The sequence below is a fragment of the Thiocystis violascens DSM 198 genome, assembly GCF_000227745.2.
Classification (GTDB): domain Bacteria; phylum Pseudomonadota; class Gammaproteobacteria; order Chromatiales; family Chromatiaceae; genus Chromatium; species Chromatium violascens.
Genome location: NC_018012.1, coordinates 652418 through 671347 on the forward strand (window position 1 = coordinate 652418; position 18930 = coordinate 671347).

Below are 18930 nucleotides of genomic sequence, written 5' to 3' on the forward strand. Positions count from 1 at the left end.
GCGGTCTCCATCGCTCGCAATGGAAACCGCGTCTCTCCGCGCATGGTGAATCGTCTGACGGATCAGGTTACGGTGAAAGGATAGGTCGCTCTTCGTCGCGATTTCAATGAAGGGACGGATCCTCGATCAAGTCACCACGTCCGGCTCGCTGCGCCCCGTCCGCGTCTCGATTTGTCCCAGTTCGCGGGCGATCAGGATCAGCGGCGCCATCGCCTCCTGGGTGTCGCGGTGATGACGGGTCGGGTCCGGCTCGTAGAATTCGAGATAGACCCGCAGCGTCGCGCCCTCGGTGCCGGTGCCGGAGAGCCGGAAGACGATGCGCGCGCCGCTCTCGAAACCGATCCGGATGCCCTGCTTGCTGGACACGCTGCCGTCGATGGGGTCGGTATAGGCGAAATCGTCGGCGTAGCTGACGGTCTGGTCGCCAAGCTGTCTGCCGGGCAGCTCGGGCAACAGAATCCGCAGATGGTCCATCAGCCCCTCGGCGCCGGCTAGATCCACGCCCTCGTAGTCGTGGCGGGTGTAGTAATTGCGCCCAAAACGGCGCCAGTGGTCGCTGACGATGTCGGCCACTGATTGCTGACGCATGGCGAGCAGATTGAGCCAGAAGAGCACCGCCCAGAGTCCGTCCTTTTCGCGGACATGATCCGAGCCGGTGCCGAAGCTCTCCTCGCCGCAGAGCGTGATGCGCCCGGCGTCGAGCAGATTGCCGAAGAATTTCCAGCCGGTCGGGGTCTCGAAGCATTCCACGCCCATCTGCTCGGCGACGCGGTCGGCGGCCTGGCTGGTCGGCATGGAGCGGGCAATGCCACGAATGCCGGTCTTATAGCCCGGCGTGAGGTGGGCATTGGCGGCCAGCACCGCGAGACTGTCGCTTGGGGTGACGAAAAAATTCTTGCCGAGGATCATGTTGCGGTCGCCGTCGCCATCGGAGGCGGCGCCGAAATCGAGTCCGTCGGAGCCCTCGGTGAGGGCAACCAGTTCCTGGGCATGGGCCAGATTCGGATCCGGATGTCCGCCGCCGAAATCCTCCAGCGGGATCGCGTTCATCACCGTGCCGGGCGGCGCGCCGAGCCGTTTTTCCAGGATGGCGACGGCATAGGGGCCGGTGACGGCGTGCATGGCGTCGAAGCGCATCCGGAACAGGCCGGAGTTGAACATCTGATGGATGGCGTTGAAATCGAACAGCGATTCCATCAGCGCGGCATAGTCGCTGACAGGATCCATGACCACGACCTCCATCGCGCCGAGCATGAAACTGCCGTCGTGGTCGAGATCGAGCACCGGCGTATCGAGCGTGAGATAGCGGTCGAGGGTGCAGGTACGCTCGAAAATGGCGTTGGTGACCGATTCGGGCGCGGGGCCGCCATTGGCGGAATTGAACTTGATCCCGAAATCCTCGTCGGGGCCGCCGGGATTGTGGCTCGCCGACAGCACGATGCCGCCCTGGGTCTTGTACTTGCGGATCACGCAGGAAACGGCGGGGGTCGAAAAGATGCCGCCGCGTCCGACCAGCGTCTTGCGCACGCCATTCGCTGCGGCCATGCGCAGGATGACCTGGATCGCCTCGCGGTTATAAAAACGTCCATCGCCGCCAACCGCCAGCACGCCGCCGTTCAACTCAGGCTGAGTGTCGAAGATCGCCTGAACGAAATTCTCCAGGTAATGCGGCTGCTGAAAAACTTTGACCTTTTTGCGCAGACCAGATGTTCCGGGACGTTGCCCATCGAAAGGCGTGGTGGCGATGATCTGTGGTTCCATCTTCAAACCCTTGATTAGTGATCGGATTGCCTACACTGAGCGGAGCAGCGCGGGCGTCGTGAGGCGGTATGCGCGAACGCGTCGGTCCTATCGCTTAAAACCGCGTCGAGTGATGATATGCGATATCTTGGGTGGCCCAAGCCTCGCGGTAACCGACGGCGGCCGGTGAGGCGAGGCAATCGAAGTCAGACATTGTATCCCCCGAAGCCCGTGCGACAATAACCGGATTGGCGTCGAAGACCGCTTCGCGCCATTGGTTTCAAGATTCAACTCAATCGAAACAGAAGGTAACCACACAACATGATCGTCGAAGCGCATAAGGAAACATTGGAATTCAAGGCCGAGGTCAGCCAGGTGCTGGATCTCGTGATTCGATCCCTGTATTCAAACAAGGAAATCTTTCTGCGCGAGTTGGTCTCGAATGCCTCCGACGCCGCCGAGAAGCTCCGCTTCGAGGCATTGAGCGACGACGGGCTCTACGAGGGCGATACCGAATTGCGCATTCGGGTCGAAATGGACAAGGACGCCGGCACCCTGACCATCTCGGACAATGGCATCGGATTGGGCCGTGTCGAGGTGATGGAGACCATCGGCAGCATCGCCAGTTCGGGCACCCGCCGTTTCATCGAGAGCATGTCCGGCGATCAGGCCAAGGACAGCAAGCTCATCGGCCAGTTCGGCGTCGGGTTCTATTCCGCCTATATCGTCGCCGACAAGGTAACGCTGATCTCGCGCCGGGCGGGCCTGGGCGCCGAGCATGGCGTGCGCTGGGAGTCCGATGGACGCGGCAGCTATACGCTCGAAACGGTCGAGAAGGCCATGCGGGGCACGGATGTTATCCTGCATCTGAAAGAGGAGGAAAAGGAATTTCTGGATAGCTGGCGTTTGCGTTCCATCATCGGCAAGTTCTCCGATCACATCGCCCTGCCGGTGGAGATGCGCAAGGAGTTCTACGGCGAGGAGGCCGAGGCGAAAAAGGACGAGCCGCCCGAATACGAGCAGGTCAACCGCGGCACGGCGCTCTGGATGCGCAACAAGTCGGAGATTACCGAGGAGGAGTATCACGACTTCTATAAGCACGTCTCGCACGACTTCGAGCCGCCGCTGGCCTACGCTCACAACCGGGTCGAGGGCACCAACGAATACACAGCGCTGCTGTACCTGCCGAAAAAGGCGCCCTGGGATCTCTGGGATCGCGATCAGAAGCACGGCGTCAAGCTCTATGTGAAGCGCGTCTTCATCATGGACGAGGCCGACAAGCTGATGCCGCACTATCTGCGCTTCGTCAAGGGCGTGGTGGATTCGGATGATCTGCCGCTGAATGTCTCGCGCGAGATTCTGCAACACAACCGCAAGATCGACACCATCCGTCAGGCCAACACCAAGCGCGTGCTCGGTCTGCTGGAGACCCTGGCGGCTGACGATGCCGAGAAATATGGCGCGTTCTGGGACGAGTTCGGGCGCGTCATCAAGGAAGGCCCGGCCGAGGATTTTGCCAACAAAGAACGCCTTTCGAGTCTGATGCGTTTCGCCAGTACCCACCGCGAGGACGACGCCCAGCGCGAATCGCTCGATGCCTATATCGAGCGCATGAAGGAAGGTCAAGACAAGATCTACTACATCACCGCCGACAGCGCGACCGCCGCTCGCCACAGCCCGCATCTGGAGGTCTTCCGCAAGAAGGGCGTCGAGGTGCTGCTGTTGTCCGATCGGGTCGATGAGTGGCTGGTCAGCCATCTGACCGAGTACAAGGAAAAACATTTCCAGTCGGTGACCAAGGGCGATCTGGATCTCGGCGAACTGGCGGACAAGGAAGAGAAAGAAGCTAAGGAAAAAGCCGCCGCCGAACACGGCTCCCTGCTCGAACGGCTCAAGACGGCGCTCGGCGAGCGCGTCGAGGCGGTGCGTCCCAGCACCCGACTGGTCGACTCTCCCGCCTGTCTGGTGGTCGGCGAGCACGACATGAGCGCCAACCTGTCGCGCGTCCTCAAGGCAGTCGGTCAGAACGCGCCCGAGAGCAAGCCCACGCTGGAGGTCAATCTGGATCACCCCCTAGTCAAACGGCTGGAGTCGGAGAGCGACGAAGGGCGTTTCAGCGATCTCGGGATGATTCTGTTCGATCAGGCGCAACTGGCCGAGGGTGGCCAACTCGACGATCCGGCCGGGTTTGTCGCACGGCTGAACAGTCTGATGATGAAGATGATGATGGCGGGCGGCTGAGACGCCTTGCCGTTTGGGCAATGTCCGAAACGCCCATCCATTGGAGCGGGTTTCAAGCCCGCTCCCGCGCTTCGGCGATCAATTTTGGCGATGCGTGACGAGTAGTCGCGCCAGCGAACCCGTGGCACACTCCGGCCACCGACCCTTTTCAACCAATGAGGAAACATATCGCATGCGCATCATTCTGCTCGGTGGCCCCGGTGCCGGCAAAGGCACCCAGGCCGGTTTCATCAAGGCACATTTCAACATTCCGCAGATCTCCACCGGCGATATGCTCCGGGCACACGTCAAGGCGGGCACCGAACTTGGTCAGGCGGCCAAAAAGATCATGGACGAGGGCGGTCTGGTCTCCGACGACATTATCCTGGGCATGGTCAAGCAACGCATCACCGATGACGATTGTGCGACCGGCTATCTGTTCGACGGCTTCCCGCGTACCTTGCCCCAGGCGGATGCGCTGAAGGAAGCGGGCGTATTTGTCGACGCGGTGGTCGAAATCGATGTGCCGGACGCGGAAATCATTCGCCGGATGTCCGGGCGCCGGGTGCATCTTTCCTCCGGCCGGACCTACCATGTCGTCTTCAATCCGCCACGCCAAGAGGGCCTGGACGACGAGACGGGCGAACCCTTGATCCAGCGCGAGGACGATCGGGAAGAAACCGTCAAGGCACGCCTGAAGGTTTACCACGATCAGACCGAGCCGCTGATCGAATACTATTCCTCATGGGCCAACCGGGGCGGCGAGGGCGCTCCGAAATATATCAAGGTGCATGGAATCGGCGCCGTCGAGGAGATTCGCGAAGGAATCCTCGGGCAACTCGATGCCGTTTAAACCGCGTTCGGCATGTTCGGCATGATCGGCGGCGTCGGTGCGATCGGTCCATTCGCCGCCTCTCCGTGGGTGGGTTGTTTTCGGCGAATCACCTTAAACGGCGTTTCATCGACTGTTTCAGGCGGCCGTTGACTGGCGCTGCCCGCCCGGCGCGTACCGCGCCGGGCGCGGTTGACGGCGGGGCGGTCATGGAAAAACACAGGGAGCACCCCATTCTGGTAAGATGTCCGCCATCTTTTTTTACGGGAAACGCTCATGGCCGTCGTTGAACTCGAAACATCCAACTTTGAACAGACCATCCAGGACAACGACTTTGTGATCGTTGATTTCTGGGCGCCCTGGTGCGGACCCTGTCGTTCGTTCGCGCCGGTTTACGAGAAGGTTTCGCAAGATTTCGACGACGTGATCTTCGCTAAGGTGAATACGGAAGAGCATCAGGAGATTGCGGCGCACTTTCAGATCCGATCCATTCCGACCCTGATGATCTTTCGTGAGCAGGTCATTATCTTCTCCCAGGCTGGCGCCTTGCCGGAGGGGTCGTTCCGCGATCTTCTCGCGAAGGCCGGGGAACTCGACATGGTCGACGTGAAACGCCAGATTGCCGAACAAGCAGCCAATCAAGCCTAGACGCGCGATTTCGCGGTCGGATGTCCATTATTCACGTCGGGTGGATCCGAATTCACTAGATGGCGCGGTGACTGACGTCATCAGGTTCGCCACGGATTCGGCGGCGTCCCATCGAGTGCCTTGAATCCAGATGACACCGAACTCATCTCACCTCTCGCCTGCGGCTTGCCTGCTCTTGGAGCGTCCGAATGTGGGCGCCCTGATGAGTTTGTGCGAGGAGAACCACGGCCGGTTGCTGCGTCTGGCTCCGGGGCTTCGAGATGCCGCGGGGCGACTCACTTCGCGTCGTTCCGGTGGCGTCGATCTGCACCTTGAGGTCGAGGAGCAGGCCCCTTACACCACGCAGCTACGTCTGACCCACGTTTTCCATCTTCCCGGCTCCACGGATCCACGCCCCGAACCCAACGCACGTCTGCGGGTCTACCACGATGCGCGGCAGGTTGAGGTTCTTGATTTGCGTCAATCGGTGTTGCCGCTGCGGGGCGGCTATCAGCATCCCGCGCTCGCGGACAAGTGGCAGGCAAACCTTTTCCTCGCAAAATGGCTGACGTTTTGCCTTCGTCAGGGACATTGCTTTCAGCATCGCGAAGTTTCCGTGCCACCTCTGGGGTTTGTCGAGTCCACGCCTTTCTGCACCTGATATCCGTTCGGCATGCCATGCGTGGCGGGCGCCCATGCTCTCCCCTCTGAAATCCACAAGCGCCGTCTTGAAATGGCAAAAATGTTGACTAATTTAGTCGATAAGACAAGGCGTTTGAAACGCCAACCGACTCGACCACCACAGACACGCTACAGGCACCCGAATTATGAGACTCTCGACGAAAGGCCGATATGCGGTGACCGCCATGCTTGAACTTGCGCTGCATTCAGGCAAAGGTCCGGTGACATTGGCGGACATCTCCGTGAGCCAGGGGATTTCGCTTTCGTACCTCGAACAATTGTTTGCGGCCTTGCGCGCGAAAAAACTCGTGCGCGGCGTCCGCGGGCCGGGTGGGGGATACTATCTCGGGAAAACGGCGGGGGAGATTACCGTCGCCAACATTATCTGCGCCGTGGACGAATGGGTCGAATTCACTCGCTGCGGAGGGCGTGAGAATTGTCACGATGGACAACGCTGCTTGACGCATCATCTTTGGGATCAGTTGAGCGATGAAATTTTTCGTTTCCTGGACGCGATCACGCTCCAGGATTTGATTGATCGCGGTCAACGGCAAGTCCCGGCACCCTTGAAGGTCGAGAAGACCGAGCCGGATCCTGGTCTGGAGCGGGACAGAAAACGCCGGGCTGCGTGAATCTCCGCGATGGTCTGGCCGCGCCGGGTTTCTCAAGGCCCGCCCTCCGCAAAAAAGTATTCGCTCATCAAGGTCAAGCTGAAAACATCCCCCCAGCGGTGTTATGCTTGCCCGCTCATCTGCATGTCGCGGTCATCGCCGCGTCATCTCTTTATCTGGCCAAGGACCAACCTGATCGATATTCGCTATGGCAGAACAGCCGGACGGTTTGATCACGATTCAAGACTTCGTGCGCTGGGGCGCGAGCCGGTTTAATGCGGCAGGTCTTTTTTTTGGGCACGGCACCGACAATGCCATCGATGAAGCCGCGCAGTTGGTTCTGAGCGGTCTGCATCTGGAACCCGGATTGCCCACGGGGTTCTACGATTGCCGTTTGACGCCCGCCGAACGGGTGCTGGTGTGTGATCTGATCGAGCGGCGGGTCGTGGAGCGGGTTCCCGCCGCCTACCTGACCGGACGCGCCTGGTTCGCCGGCTTGGAATTCTCGGTCAATCCGCATGTGCTGGTGCCCCGTTCGCCGATCGCCGAGTTGGTCGAGGCCGGTTTCGACCCCTGGATCGACAGCGAGCGGGTTGGCCGCGTCCTGGATCTCTGTACCGGCAGCGGTTGCATCGGCATCGCGGCTGCGACCTATCTTCCGGATGCGGATGTGGATCTGGTGGATATTTCGCCGGAGGCATTGGAGGTCGCTCGCCGCAATGTCGAGCGTTCTGGCGTCGGGGAGCGGATTCGGGTGCTGGAATCCGATCTGTTCGCCGCGCTGACGGGCAGTCAGTACGACGTCATCGTCTCCAACCCCCCGTATGTCTCCCGGCTCGAATTCGCGGGACTCCCCGCCGAATATCACAACGAGCCGGAATTGGGGCTGCTAGGCGGCGAGGATGGACTCGACCTCGTGATCCGCATCCTCAGCGACGCCGCTCGGTATCTGACCGAGGGCGGCATTCTGATCGTCGAGGTCGGCAATTCGGCCCCCGCCCTTCAGCAGCGTTTGCCGGAGGTTCCCTTCACCTGGCTCGAATTCGAGCGTGGCGGGGAGGGCGTGTTTCTGCTGCTGCGCGAACAACTTGTCGAGTACCAACCGCAATTCGAGGAGGCGTTCATTACATGAGCCTGAGACGGGCGCGGAGCGTCGACGAGTATGTCGAGTGGGTGCGTCAGGCCGTCTTCGAGGTGGACGATCTGCGCGATTGCCTGGAATACGAAAGCGAGGATCTGGCGACCTTCCCAGCCTTTCTCGACCCGCTCGAAGCCGGCATCAAGGCCATTTATACCGCCATGAAGGACGGAAGTTACGCCTTCGGACGCGAGGATCTGCCGTTCATGGACTTGGCCGGCAAGTACGCGGAAGAGATTCCATTCCATACCCTGCTCAAACAGATCAACGAGACCCATCGGCGGGGAATCGACGTGGGCGGGGATGATGCCTGAACAGGCTTTACGAACGATGCCGTTCGGGGGCCAGACGCGCGCCCCGCGGCTGGAGGATTGAACGGTGGAGCAAGGTGTTTCCTTTGATCTTGAGTTGATTCGTCGCTACGACCAGAGCGGTCCGCGCTATACCTCGTACCCGACCGCGGTGGAGTTCGCCGAGTCTTTCGATGAGACGGCCTACCAGGCCGCTTGCGCACGCAGTAACGCGAGCGGACGCCCGCTGTCGATCTATTTCCATATCCCCTTCTGCGATACGGTCTGTTTCTATTGCGCCTGCAACAAGATCGCGACCAAGGATCGCTCGCTGGCGCCGCCCTATCTGGAGCGCGTCTATCGTGAGCTGGAGATGCAGTCCGCGCTGTTCGACCGCTCGCGTCAGGTGGAGCAGTTGCACTGGGGCGGCGGCACGCCGACCTTCCTCAGCCACGATCAGATGACCGAGCTGATGGACGTGACGCGCCGTCACTTCACTTTGGCCGGCGACGATGTCGGCGAATTCTCGATCGAGATCGACCCGCGCGAGGCCGATGCATCAACGGTCAAGCTGCTGCGCCGCATCGGTTTCAATCGCATGAGTCTGGGCGTGCAGGACTTCGACCCCCGGGTGCAGGCGGCGGTCAACCGCTTCCAGACCGAGCAGCAGACCATGACGGTACTCGACGCGGCCCTCGCCGAGGGCTTCCGCTCGACCAGTATCGACCTGATCTACGGTCTGCCCTTCCAGTCGGTCGCAAGTTTCGGCAAGACCCTGGACCGGGTGATCGAGGTCAATCCGCAACGTCTGTCAATCTTCAATTACGCGCATCTGCCGGAGCGTTTCAAGCCTCAGCGCCGGATCAAGGACGACGATCTTCCGGCCCCCGAGGTCAAACTGGACATCCTTCAATCGACCATCGCGCGTCTGACCGAAGCGGGCTATGTCTATATCGGCATGGACCATTTCGCGCGTCCCGACGACGAACTTGCGCTGGCCCAGCAGGCGGGGACGCTGTACCGCAATTTCCAGGGCTATTCGACCCATGCCGACTGCGATCTGATCGGCATCGGCGTCACCTCGATCGGTATGATCGACAACACCTACGGCCAGAACCGCCGCGAACTCGAAGAGTATTACGCCGACATTGACGCCGGGCATCTGTCCGTGTTCCGCGGGATCGAACTGAACCGCGACGATCTGATCCGGCGCGACATGATCACCAAGCTGATCTGTCACTTCCAATTGGATATCCGTGCCGCCGAGGCCGCTTGGGACATCCGGTTCGCCGAGTATTTCGCCGATGCGCTGGCGAAGCTCCAGGGCATGGCCGAGGATGGTCTGGTGGAGATCGGCGCGGACCAGATCCGCATCCTGTCGCGCGGACGCCTGCTGGTGCGCAACATCTGCATGGCCTTCGATGCCTATCTGGCGACCAAAACGGGGCCGATCGGTTTCTCCAGGGTGATCTGATGGCGCTTGGAGCCTTGATCGCCCGCGGGCTATACTGGACGGCTTTTAACGGTGCGGGCGCGTTGTCCGCGTCAGAATTCAGCAAGGTACGGACCGGAGCTTCGGCCGGTGCCCACGGGAGAGAATGAATGCAAGTTTCGGTGGAAGCGGGCGAGGGGCTTGAGCGACGGATGAAGATCGATCTGCCGTTCGAGCAGGTCGAGGTTGAAGTCGACAAGCGTTTGCAGAAATTGGCGCGGACTGTTCGGCTGCCCGGCTTCCGTCCGGGCAAGGTGCCGATGAAGGTGCTGCGGCAGCGCTTTGCGGGTCAGGTGCATCAGGAAGTCTTCGGCGAGATGGTGCAGTCCAGTTACGAGGATGCGCTGACTCAGGCGTCCCTGCGTCCCGCCGGGATGCCGCGGATCGAGCCGGAGATCGATCTGGACGAAAAACGCTTGAGCTATACGGCGGTCTTCGAGGTGATGCCCGAGTTCGAACTCGCGTCCCTGGCGGGCAAGAGCCTGAAGCGTCCCCTGTGCGAGCTGACGGACGCCGATCTGGATGCGATGGTCGAGCGGCTGCGCGTTCAGCGCAAGACCTGGACGCCGGTCGAGCGCCCCTGTCAGAGCGGCGATCAGGTCACCCTGTCCTTTACCGGCACCGTGGATGGCGAAGCCTTCGATGGCGGATCAGCGACCGGTTTGACCATCGAGCTTGGCGCCAGCCGGATGATCCCAGGATTCGAGGAGGCGCTGATCGGCGCGAGCGTCGGCGAACAGCGCACGCTTGACCTGACCTTCCCCGAGGACTATCAGGCCGCCCACTTGGCCGGCAAGCCGGTCCGCTTCGAGGTCACCCTGGATGCCGTGACCGAACCCGCCTTGCCGGCTGTCGACGCCGAGTTCGCGAAGGCGTTCGGTGTCGAGGACGGCGATCTGGACCGCTTTTTGGCCGACGTACGCGCCAATATGGAGCGGGAATTGAAAGAGCGGCTCAATGCCCGCATTAAGGAACGGGTCATGGATCTGCTGGTCGAGGCCAATCCGCTCGATCTGCCCAGCGCGCTGGTCGAGAACGAGATGAACGCCATGGCCGGGAAGATGGCCCAGTCGCTCGGAGGCGCGAAGCTGAATCTGCCGCCTTCGCTGTTCGAGGCGGGTGCGCGCCGGCGCGTGGCGCTGGGGTTGATTCTCGGCAAGATCGTCAACGAACACAGCCTCAAGGTCGATGCCGGACGGGTCCGAGACATCATCGAGCAGATGGCATCCACCTACGATCAGCCGCAGGCGGTGGTCGACTACTATTACAGTGATCGCGAACGTCTTGGTGCGGTCGAGGTGGTCGTCCTTGAGGATCAAATCGTCGAGCTGATGATGGAACAGCTCACGGTCGAAGACGAGACCGTCGATTTCGCGGAATTGACGAACCCGACGCCGGAACTCTGATCGTCACGCGTCGCGCGCGAACCGAGCGAGCATCGCCAAACGGTTCGTTGCGCACGCAATCATTCAGTTACAGGTGAAGACCACTATCATGACCAATCCTCAGAGCCGTACCGACTGGCAGCCCCAAGGGCTCGGGCTGGTACCGATCGTCGTTGAGCAGACCGCGCGCGGCGAGCGTTCGTTCGACATCTATTCCCGGCTCTTGAAAGAGCGCGTCATCTTTCTGGTCGGTCAGGTGGAGGACCACATGTCGAATCTGGTGGTCGCGCAACTCCTGTTCCTGGAGTCAGAGAATCCGGATAAGGATATCCACCTCTATATCAATTCCCCCGGCGGCTCGGTGACGGCCGGTCTCGCCATCTATGACACCATGCGCTTCGTCCGCCCCGATGTCAGCACCATGTGTATCGGCCAGGCCGCGAGCATGGGCGCGCTCCTGCTCGCTGGCGGAGCGAAGGGCAAGCGCTATTGTCTGCCGCACTCGCGCATGATGATCCATCAACCCCTGGGCGGCTTCCAGGGCCAGGCGACCGATATCGATATCCATGCCCGCGAAATCCTCTATATCCGAGACAAACTCAATCAGATCCTGTCCGAGCATACGGGACAGCCGATCGAAAAGATCGCCGAGGACACCGAGCGCGATCGATTCATGAGCGGAGAAGTGGCTCAGGAATACGGATTGATCGATAAGGTCATCAACGAGCGTGGACCCGCGCCGGTCAAAGCCTGATTCGAGTTTTTTTCACGACAGCATGCTTGGCGCCCCGTACAGGCGCGCCAAGTGTGCGAATTTGTGACGCGCAACAAAGCGTTCATTAACGAACTTGCCATATAAGTCCAAATGGTTATGATTGAGCAGGCATCGATCGGGACTGCTGGTATTGCGTCCTCAAACGACCCACTGGAGACCCATCTTCGATGAGTGGAAACAATCACGGCAAGAGCGACGAAGGCAAACTGCTTTACTGTTCGTTCTGCGGCAAGAGCCAGCATGAAGTCCGCAAACTCATCGCCGGACCTTCAGTGTTTATCTGCGACGAATGCGTCGAACTCTGTAACGACATTATCCGCGAGGAGATGCAGGAAAACGTTGGCGAGACCACCAGCCACCTGCCCAAGCCGCACGAGATCAAGGCGCGTCTGGATGAGTTCGTGATCGGGCAGGAGAAGGCCAAAAAAGTTCTCTCCGTTGCCGTTTACAATCATTACAAGCGTCTTGAAGTGGCCGAGGCCAAGGAAGACATCGAGATTGCCAAGAGCAACATCATGCTGATCGGGCCAACCGGATCGGGCAAGACCCTGCTCGCCGAGACCCTGGCCCGCCTGCTCAATGTGCCCTTTACCATTGCCGATGCGACCACCCTGACCGAAGCGGGCTATGTCGGCGAGGATGTCGAGAACATCATCCAGAAGCTGCTGCAAAAGTGTGACTACGATGTCGAGAAGGCACAGACCGGCATCGTCTATATCGACGAAATCGACAAGATTTCGCGTAAGTCGGACAACCCCTCGATCACCCGCGACGTGTCGGGCGAAGGTGTCCAGCAGGCGCTGCTGAAATTGATCGAGGGTACCGTCGCCTCGGTGCCGCCGCAGGGCGGTCGCAAGCATCCGCAGCAGGAATTTCTCCAGGTCGATACCTCCAACATCCTCTTTATCGTGGGCGGCGCCTTCGCCGGTCTCGACAAGGTCATCCAGAACCGTTCGCGCAAGACGGGAATCGGCTTCTCGGCCGAGGTTCACAGCAAGGACGACAGCCGTCAGATCGGCGAACTCCTGAGCGCGGTGGAGCCCGAGGATCTCATTCGCTACGGGCTGATTCCGGAATTCGTTGGCCGCCTGCCTGTCATGGCGACGCTCGAAGAGCTTGACGAGCCGGCGCTGATGCGGATTCTGACCGAGCCCAAGCATGCCTTGGTCAAACAGTACGCGCGGTTGTTCGAGATGGAAGGCGTCGTCATGGAACTCCGCGACGACGCGCTGGGCGGGATCGCGCGCAAGGCCATGGAGCGCAAGACCGGTGCCCGCGGTTTGCGGACCATCATGGAACAGGTGCTGCTCGATATTATGTATGACCTTCCCTCCATGGATCATGTGAGCAAGGTCGTGATCGACGCTTCGGTGATTGCCGGCGATAACAAGCCTTTCCTCATCTATGAAGGCGTCGAGAAGCAGGCCGCCGTGGCGGATTGAGCGTTTTCCCGGTCAGCAGAACGTCTAGCGCATCAGTTTGCGTGACTCAAGGTCGGGCACGAGCGGTCGTTGAACTCACCGCCTATCGCCCCGACCCTTTCCTTATTCCCATCACACCGACATCCGCGGTGGCGATTCGCCGGTCGCTGACCCAGACAACTCGCATCGCCAACCCCGTGGACGGTCGTTTGAACGAGTACAGGTATCCATGGCGCTACAGAATACTGCTTCCTCGACCGTCTCTTCCCAGGAAGTCCCGGTGCTTCCGTTGCGGGATGTCGTTGTCTATCCCCATATGGTGATTCCGCTTTTCGTGGGGCGCGATAAATCCATTCGAGCGCTCGACGGGGCCATGACGACTGACAAGCAGATCCTCCTGATCGCGCAAAAGAGCGCCGATGTGGACGATCCCGGCGTCAAGGATCTGTACGAAATCGGAACCCTGGCGAATATCCTGCAACTCCTCAAGCTGCCCGATGGAACCGTCAAGGTGCTGGTGGAAGGCAATCAGCGTGCGCTCATCAGCCGGTTTGTCACCACGGAAGACTCCTTTTCCGCGATCATCAAGCCCATGGACGAGACCCTGGAGGCAGATGATCGCGAGCAGGAAGTGCTGATGCGCTCGGCGATGACCCTGTTCGATCAGTATGTCAAGCTCAACAAAAAGGTGCCGCCCGAGGTGCTCACCTCGCTGGCCAGCATCGAGGACGCCGGCCGGCTCGCCGATACCATGGCCGCGCACATGGCGCTCAAGCTCGACGAGAAACAGCGCGTTCTGGAGATGATCGACGTGCAGGGCCGGCTCGAACATCTGATGGGCCTGATGGAGTCCGAGAACGACATCCTGCAGATGGAAAAGCGCATCCGCGGGCGCGTCAAGCGCCAGATGGAGAAGAATCAGCGCGAGTACTATCTGAACGAACAGATGAAGGCGATTCAGAAAGAGCTTGGCGAACTTGAGGACGCGCCCAACGAGATCGAGGATCTCGCCAAGCGAATTCAGGCCGCCGGCATGCCGCGGGAAGCCAAGAACAAGGCGCAGGCCGAGTTGAATAAACTCAAGCTGATGTCGCCGATGTCGGCCGAGGCGACCGTGGTACGCAACTATATCGATACCCTGGTTGGCGTCCCCTGGAAAAAACGCACCCGGATTCACAATGACATCCAGGTCGCCGAGGCGGTTCTGGATAAGGATCACTATGGATTGGAGCGGGTGAAGGAACGCATCCTGGAATATCTGGCGGTGCAGCAGCGCGTGCGCAAGCTGAAAGGGCCGATCCTCTGTCTGGTCGGACCGCCGGGCGTTGGCAAGACCTCGCTGGGGCAGTCGATCGCGCGCGCGACCAATCGTAAATTCGTGCGCATGTCGCTCGGCGGCGTGCGCGACGAGGCCGAGATTCGCGGTCATCGCCGGACCTATATCGGCGCTCTGCCGGGCAAGATCATTCAGAATCTGTCCAAGGCCGGATCGCGCAACGCCTTCTTCCTGCTCGACGAGATCGACAAGATGGCGATGGATTTCCGGGGCGATCCGGCTTCCGCGCTGCTCGAAGTGCTGGATCCGGAGCAGAACCATACCTTCGTCGACCATTATCTGGAGGTGGATTTCGATCTCTCCGAGGTGATGTTCGTGGGCACGGCCAATACCCTGAATATCCCACCCGCGCTCCTCGATCGCATGGAGGTGATTCGACTCTCGGGCTACACCGAAGACGAGAAGGTCGCGATTGCCGAGCGCTACCTGGTTCCCAAGCAGACCCAAAACAACGGTCTCAAGGCGGGCGAGCTTGTGATTCGCGAGAGCGCCCTGCGCGACATCGTCCGGCATTACACCCGCGAGGCGGGGGTCAGGAATCTGGAGCGCGAGATTTCCAAGATATGCCGCAAGGTCGTGAAGGAGGTTTTGCTCAAGAAGCGGGATACGCCAACGACGGTGACTTCCAAAACGCTCGAAAAATATCTCGGGGTCCAGCGTTTTCGCTATGGTCGCGCCGACGAGCACGATCAGGTCGGGCAGGTCACCGGATTGGCCTGGACCGAAGTGGGCGGCGAGTTGCTGCGGATCGAGTCCGCGCTCGTTCCTGGCAAGGGCAAGTTCAGCTACACCGGCCAACTGGGCGATGTGATGCAGGAGTCCATCCAGGCTGCCATGACCGTGGTGCGCTCGCGCGCCGACGCGCTCGGTGTGCCGCCGGACTTCCACACGAACTTCGATGTGCATATCCATGTGCCCGAGGGCGCGACCCCCAAGGACGGACCGAGCGCGGGCGTGGCGATGTGCACCGCGCTGGTCTCCGCCCTGACCAAGATCCCGGTTCGTTCGAGTGTTGCCATGACCGGTGAGATTACCCTGCGTGGAGAAGTCTTACCGATCGGCGGTTTGAAGGAAAAACTGCTGGCCGCGCACCGTGGCGGCATCGAGACGGTGATCATTCCGCTGGAAAACGAGCGCGATCTGACTGAAATCCCGAAAAACATCAAGCAACATCTAAAAATCCATCCCGTGCGCTGGATCGATGAAGTGCTTGAATTGGCGCTGACGGAGCGTCCAGAGGCGGTTGGGTTCAAGATCGACGGCGAGGATCCGGTGACGGTCGATGCCGATAGTCATGAGTCGACCGCCGATCTGGCGCGCTATCAAGCCGTGCGGCTGCATCATTAAACCGCGTTTGACATGGCCTGCCTCGTTTGGATATCGAGATGAAGGGTGAAAAAGTCGGTTGCCCTCGCGCTGTCTCCGTCTTAGCATGCGGCATCGTTTCAGGATGCCTTTGAAAGGCATCCTGGTCCTCCTTGATAGCCAAGCTCTTGTGGGCTGCTCACGTTGGGCGCGCCGCTGGACTCTCGAACACTCAGTCAGTTAATAGGGGAAATAAATGAATAAATCGGAACTCATCGAAAAAATGGCGGACGCCGCCGATATCTCCAAGGCCGCTGCGGCGCGTGCCCTGGACGCAATGACCGATGAAATCGCCATCGTCTTGAAGGAGGGCGGTACGGTTTCGCTGATCGGCTTTGGGACTTTTTCGATCAAGGAGCGGGCCGCCCGCACCGGGCGGAATCCTCAGACTGGCGACCCCATTGAAATCAAGGCATCCAAAACGCCTTCATTTAAAGCTGGCAAAGCGCTGAAGGACGCCGTACAATAGTCGCTCGCTTGAAGGGTGCTTAGCTCAGCTGGGAGAGCATCGCCCTTACAAGGCGAGGGTCGCAGGTTCGATCCCTGCAGCACCCACCAAGAGTTTCAGATCGAAATCGATAAGATCTTTGGAGCGGTAGTTCAGTTGGTTAGAATACCGGCCTGTCACGCCGGGGGTCGCGGGTTCGAGCCCCGTCCGCTCCGCCATCTCGGATAGAACGGGGTACCCATTGGGTACCCCGTTCTTTTTTCCAAGTCCCACTCGCTATCTCTACCTATCGCCATGCTTCAAACCATCCGGGATCGCGCTCAGGGTTGGATTGCCTGGGCCATCGTTGTTCTGATCAGCGTGCCCTTCGCTCTGTGGGGGATTCAGTCCTATCTGGGTGTCGGGGGAGAGCCGGTCGTGGCAAAAATTAACGGCGTGGAGATTCCCGCCCGCGAGTTGGATCGGCGGGTTCAGGAGGCCAGAATCGAACTCCGGGAGCGTCTCGGCGCGGCCTATGACCTTGCGGCCCTCGATGACAAGCAACTCCGCGCCGAGGTGCTCGACGAGATGGTTCGCGAGGTACTGTTGCTGGATGTGACGCGGCGCCTGGGTCTTCGCGTGTCGGATCGCGAAATCCAGATTCAGGTGCTCTCCGAGCCGGCGTTCCAGCAGGATGGGCGCTTCGATCAGGGGGCCTATGAGCGCATCCTTGAACTCCAGGGAATGACGCCCGCCTTGTTCGAGTCTCGATTGCGCCAGCAGATGACCGGCACCCAGTTGGTCCGCGCCGTATCCGGCAGCGAATTCGTCACTCGATCCGAACTCTCGCAGTATCAGCGCCTCGCGCAACAGAAGCGCGAATTGACCTATGCGCGCTTCCCCGTCGCCGATTTTGCGTCCGCGGAGCCGATTGACGAGACCGCGATCACGGCCTATTACGAATCGAATGCGGCACGCTTTCAGACGCCCGAACAAGTCAAACTCGACTACCTGATCCTCGACGCGAGCACGCTGTCAGGCACAGCCGAGATCGGCGAAGAGGAACTGCGCCGTCATTACGATGACGATCCGGCGCGTTTCACTCAACCGGAGCGTCGTAAGGTCAGTCATCTGCTGCTCAGTGTCCCGAGCGATGCGGATGAGGCCGCGGCCAACCAGGTGTTGTCCGAGATCAAGGCGGTTCGTGATCGTCTTCTGGCTGGCGAATCCCTCGATGAATTGGCGAAACAGGTGTCCGACGATCCCGGCAGTGCCGCGAAGGGCGGTTCGCTCGGCATGATCGAGAAGGGCGTCATGGTCCCTGCCTTCGAGCAGGTCGCGTTTACGCTTCCGGCGGGAGAACTGAGCGAGCCGGTGCGGACCCAATTCGGTTATCACCTGATCCGGGTGGACGAAATCGTGCCCTCGGTGGTCAAGCCGTTCGAGGAAGTTCGCGAGCAATTACGCGCGGAACTCGCCAAGCAAAGCGCCGATGCCCTGTTCTACGAGTTGGGCGAACGACTGGCGAATCTCGTCTACGAATCGCCGGACAGTCTGGAACCGGCTGCCGAGGAATTGGGTCTTGCCATCCAGCAGAGCGACTGGATCGGTCGCGAGGGCGGCGAGGGAATCCTTGGCCAGCCCAAGGTGCTTGCCGCCGCGTTCAGCAATGAGGTGCTTGTCGAGGGCAACAACAGCGACCTGATCGAGCCGGAGCGCGATTCGCTCCAGGCAATCGTGTTGCGGTTTGTCGAACATCGTCCCGCGGCAACCAAACCGCTGGACGAGGTGCGCGAGGAGATCGTGGCCGAGATCGGCAGGGAAAAAGCCCGGCTGGCCGCCGAGATGGCCGCCGAGTCCGCCGCCGCAAAGTTACGCGATGGGGCGGACTGGGCGGCGACGCTTGGGACTCTCAAGCTGGAGGAGCCAGGGCTTGTGGATCGGCAGACGACCAGCGTGCCCGCGCCGATCCTCGACACGGCCTTCACATTGCCGGCGCCAAGCGAGGGATCCATCAGCGTCGGGACGGCTGCGCTCGATCATGGTGACGCGGCGGTCGTGCGACTGATCCGCGTACAGGATGGAGAGGTCGAATCGGAGGATGCCGGTCAGACGGCGCCGGAGGCCTCCATGCTGTCTCAATTGATGGCGCGGCAACTCTATGCCGACATGCTGAGAGACATGGAAAGTCGCGCGAAGATCGAGCGAAAGGCTGCCAGTTCCGTGGAAGATCTCTGATTCTGTCGTGGATAGGCCATCCTGGCCTGTCCAGCCAGGGCAGGAAGCTCGCCTACCCCTCGTAATGCGGTTGAATTTCGGATCCGTATCCGTCAACATGGGTTCGGAGTCCTTGAAGTTCATACCCTGAATGCCCCGCGCGAATCGCGCCGGTCGACAAGATCAAGGTTAGAATTTCGCGCCCCTTTTTTCAGGCGGTGGCGAGCGTCGACACTCAGGGAGTCCCAATTCAACCGCCCCGACTTTTGACTGCCGACTCTCGATGTCGGCTGTCTTGAGTCAGGCTGGACTTCGACACGAACCACCTTCCGGGCGATGTCGTCATCGCAGCCCTGCGTTCTCCGAGCGCCGG

The 18930-nt window shown here is 60.4% G+C and carries 15 protein-coding genes and 2 tRNA genes; 16 read left to right on the top strand and 1 reads right to left on the bottom strand.

Going from position 1 to position 18930, the window contains the following annotated elements; translation table 11 throughout:
• Nucleotides 1–126: 126 nt before the first annotated feature.
• Nucleotides 127–1761 (bottom strand): alpha-D-glucose phosphate-specific phosphoglucomutase, encoded by a 1635-nt coding sequence (locus THIVI_RS03010; RefSeq protein ID WP_014777170.1) that lies wholly within the window; start codon nt 1759–1761, stop codon nt 127–129.
• 300 nt (nt 1762–2061) lie between these two features.
• On the opposite strand from THIVI_RS03010, the gene htpG reads away from it, so the two are divergent.
• The 16 genes from htpG (at nt 2062) to THIVI_RS03090 (ending at nt 18578) form a co-directional block, all read left to right on the top strand.
• Nucleotides 2062–3981, top strand: coding sequence for a molecular chaperone HtpG (gene htpG, locus THIVI_RS03015; RefSeq protein ID WP_014777171.1), 1920 nt, complete (start codon nt 2062–2064; stop codon nt 3979–3981).
• Between the two features lie 172 nt (nt 3982–4153).
• On the top strand, nt 4154–4813 hold the full coding sequence (gene adk / locus THIVI_RS03020; RefSeq protein WP_014777172.1) for an adenylate kinase: 660 nt from the start codon (nt 4154–4156) through the stop codon (nt 4811–4813).
• A gap of 255 nt (nt 4814–5068) precedes the next feature.
• Nucleotides 5069–5440 (top strand): thioredoxin, encoded by a 372-nt coding sequence (trxA, locus tag THIVI_RS03025; RefSeq protein WP_014777173.1) that lies wholly within the window; start codon nt 5069–5071, stop codon nt 5438–5440.
• Between the two features lie 190 nt (nt 5441–5630).
• Nucleotides 5631–6080, top strand: a complete 450-nt coding sequence (locus tag THIVI_RS03030; protein ID WP_014777174.1) for a DUF1249 domain-containing protein — start codon at nt 5631–5633, stop codon at nt 6078–6080.
• A gap of 166 nt (nt 6081–6246) precedes the next feature.
• The gene (locus tag THIVI_RS03035) at nt 6247–6732 is read left to right on the top strand and encodes an Rrf2 family transcriptional regulator (protein ID WP_014777175.1); all 486 of its coding nucleotides are present in this window, start codon (nt 6247–6249) and stop codon (nt 6730–6732) included.
• Between the two features lie 187 nt (nt 6733–6919).
• Nucleotides 6920–7843 carry a 50S ribosomal protein L3 N(5)-glutamine methyltransferase gene (gene prmB, locus THIVI_RS03040; protein ID WP_014777176.1) on the top strand — a complete coding sequence of 308 codons (924 nt, stop codon included), beginning with the start codon at nt 6920–6922 and terminating at the stop codon, nt 7841–7843.
• Nucleotides 7840–8163 carry a hypothetical protein gene (locus THIVI_RS03045; RefSeq protein ID WP_014777177.1) on the top strand — a complete coding sequence of 108 codons (324 nt, stop codon included), beginning with the start codon at nt 7840–7842 and terminating at the stop codon, nt 8161–8163. The genes prmB and THIVI_RS03045 overlap by 4 nt, the downstream gene beginning before the upstream one ends.
• A 64-nt stretch (nt 8164–8227) precedes the next feature.
• Nucleotides 8228–9613, top strand: a complete 1386-nt coding sequence (gene hemN / locus THIVI_RS03050; protein WP_014777178.1) for an oxygen-independent coproporphyrinogen III oxidase — start codon at nt 8228–8230, stop codon at nt 9611–9613.
• 128 nt (nt 9614–9741) lie between these two features.
• Nucleotides 9742–11037 (top strand): trigger factor, encoded by a 1296-nt coding sequence (tig, locus tag THIVI_RS03055; protein WP_014777179.1) that lies wholly within the window; start codon nt 9742–9744, stop codon nt 11035–11037.
• 88 nt (nt 11038–11125) lie between these two features.
• Nucleotides 11126–11770: an ATP-dependent Clp endopeptidase proteolytic subunit ClpP gene (gene clpP / locus THIVI_RS03060; protein WP_014777180.1), complete on the top strand. Its 645-nt coding sequence runs from the start codon at nt 11126–11128 to the stop codon at nt 11768–11770.
• Between the two features lie 188 nt (nt 11771–11958).
• Complete coding sequence (clpX, locus tag THIVI_RS03065) at nt 11959–13233, top strand: ATP-dependent Clp protease ATP-binding subunit ClpX (RefSeq protein ID WP_014777181.1); 1275 nt, start codon at nt 11959–11961, stop codon at nt 13231–13233.
• Nucleotides 13234–13441: 208 nt separating this feature from the next.
• A complete protein-coding gene (gene lon, locus THIVI_RS03070; protein ID WP_014777182.1) occupies nt 13442–15895 on the top strand; it encodes an endopeptidase La in 2454 nt (817 codons plus the stop codon).
• Between the two features lie 214 nt (nt 15896–16109).
• Complete coding sequence (locus THIVI_RS03075; protein WP_014777183.1) at nt 16110–16382, top strand: HU family DNA-binding protein; 273 nt, start codon at nt 16110–16112, stop codon at nt 16380–16382.
• Between the two features lie 13 nt (nt 16383–16395).
• Nucleotides 16396–16471 (top strand) — tRNA-Val (locus tag THIVI_RS03080).
• A gap of 31 nt (nt 16472–16502) precedes the next feature.
• Nucleotides 16503–16579, top strand: a tRNA-Asp gene (locus THIVI_RS03085).
• Nucleotides 16580–16655: 76 nt separating this feature from the next.
• Nucleotides 16656–18578: a SurA N-terminal domain-containing protein gene (locus THIVI_RS03090; protein WP_014777184.1), complete on the top strand. Its 1923-nt coding sequence runs from the start codon at nt 16656–16658 to the stop codon at nt 18576–18578.
• Nucleotides 18579–18930: the final 352 nt, after the last annotated feature.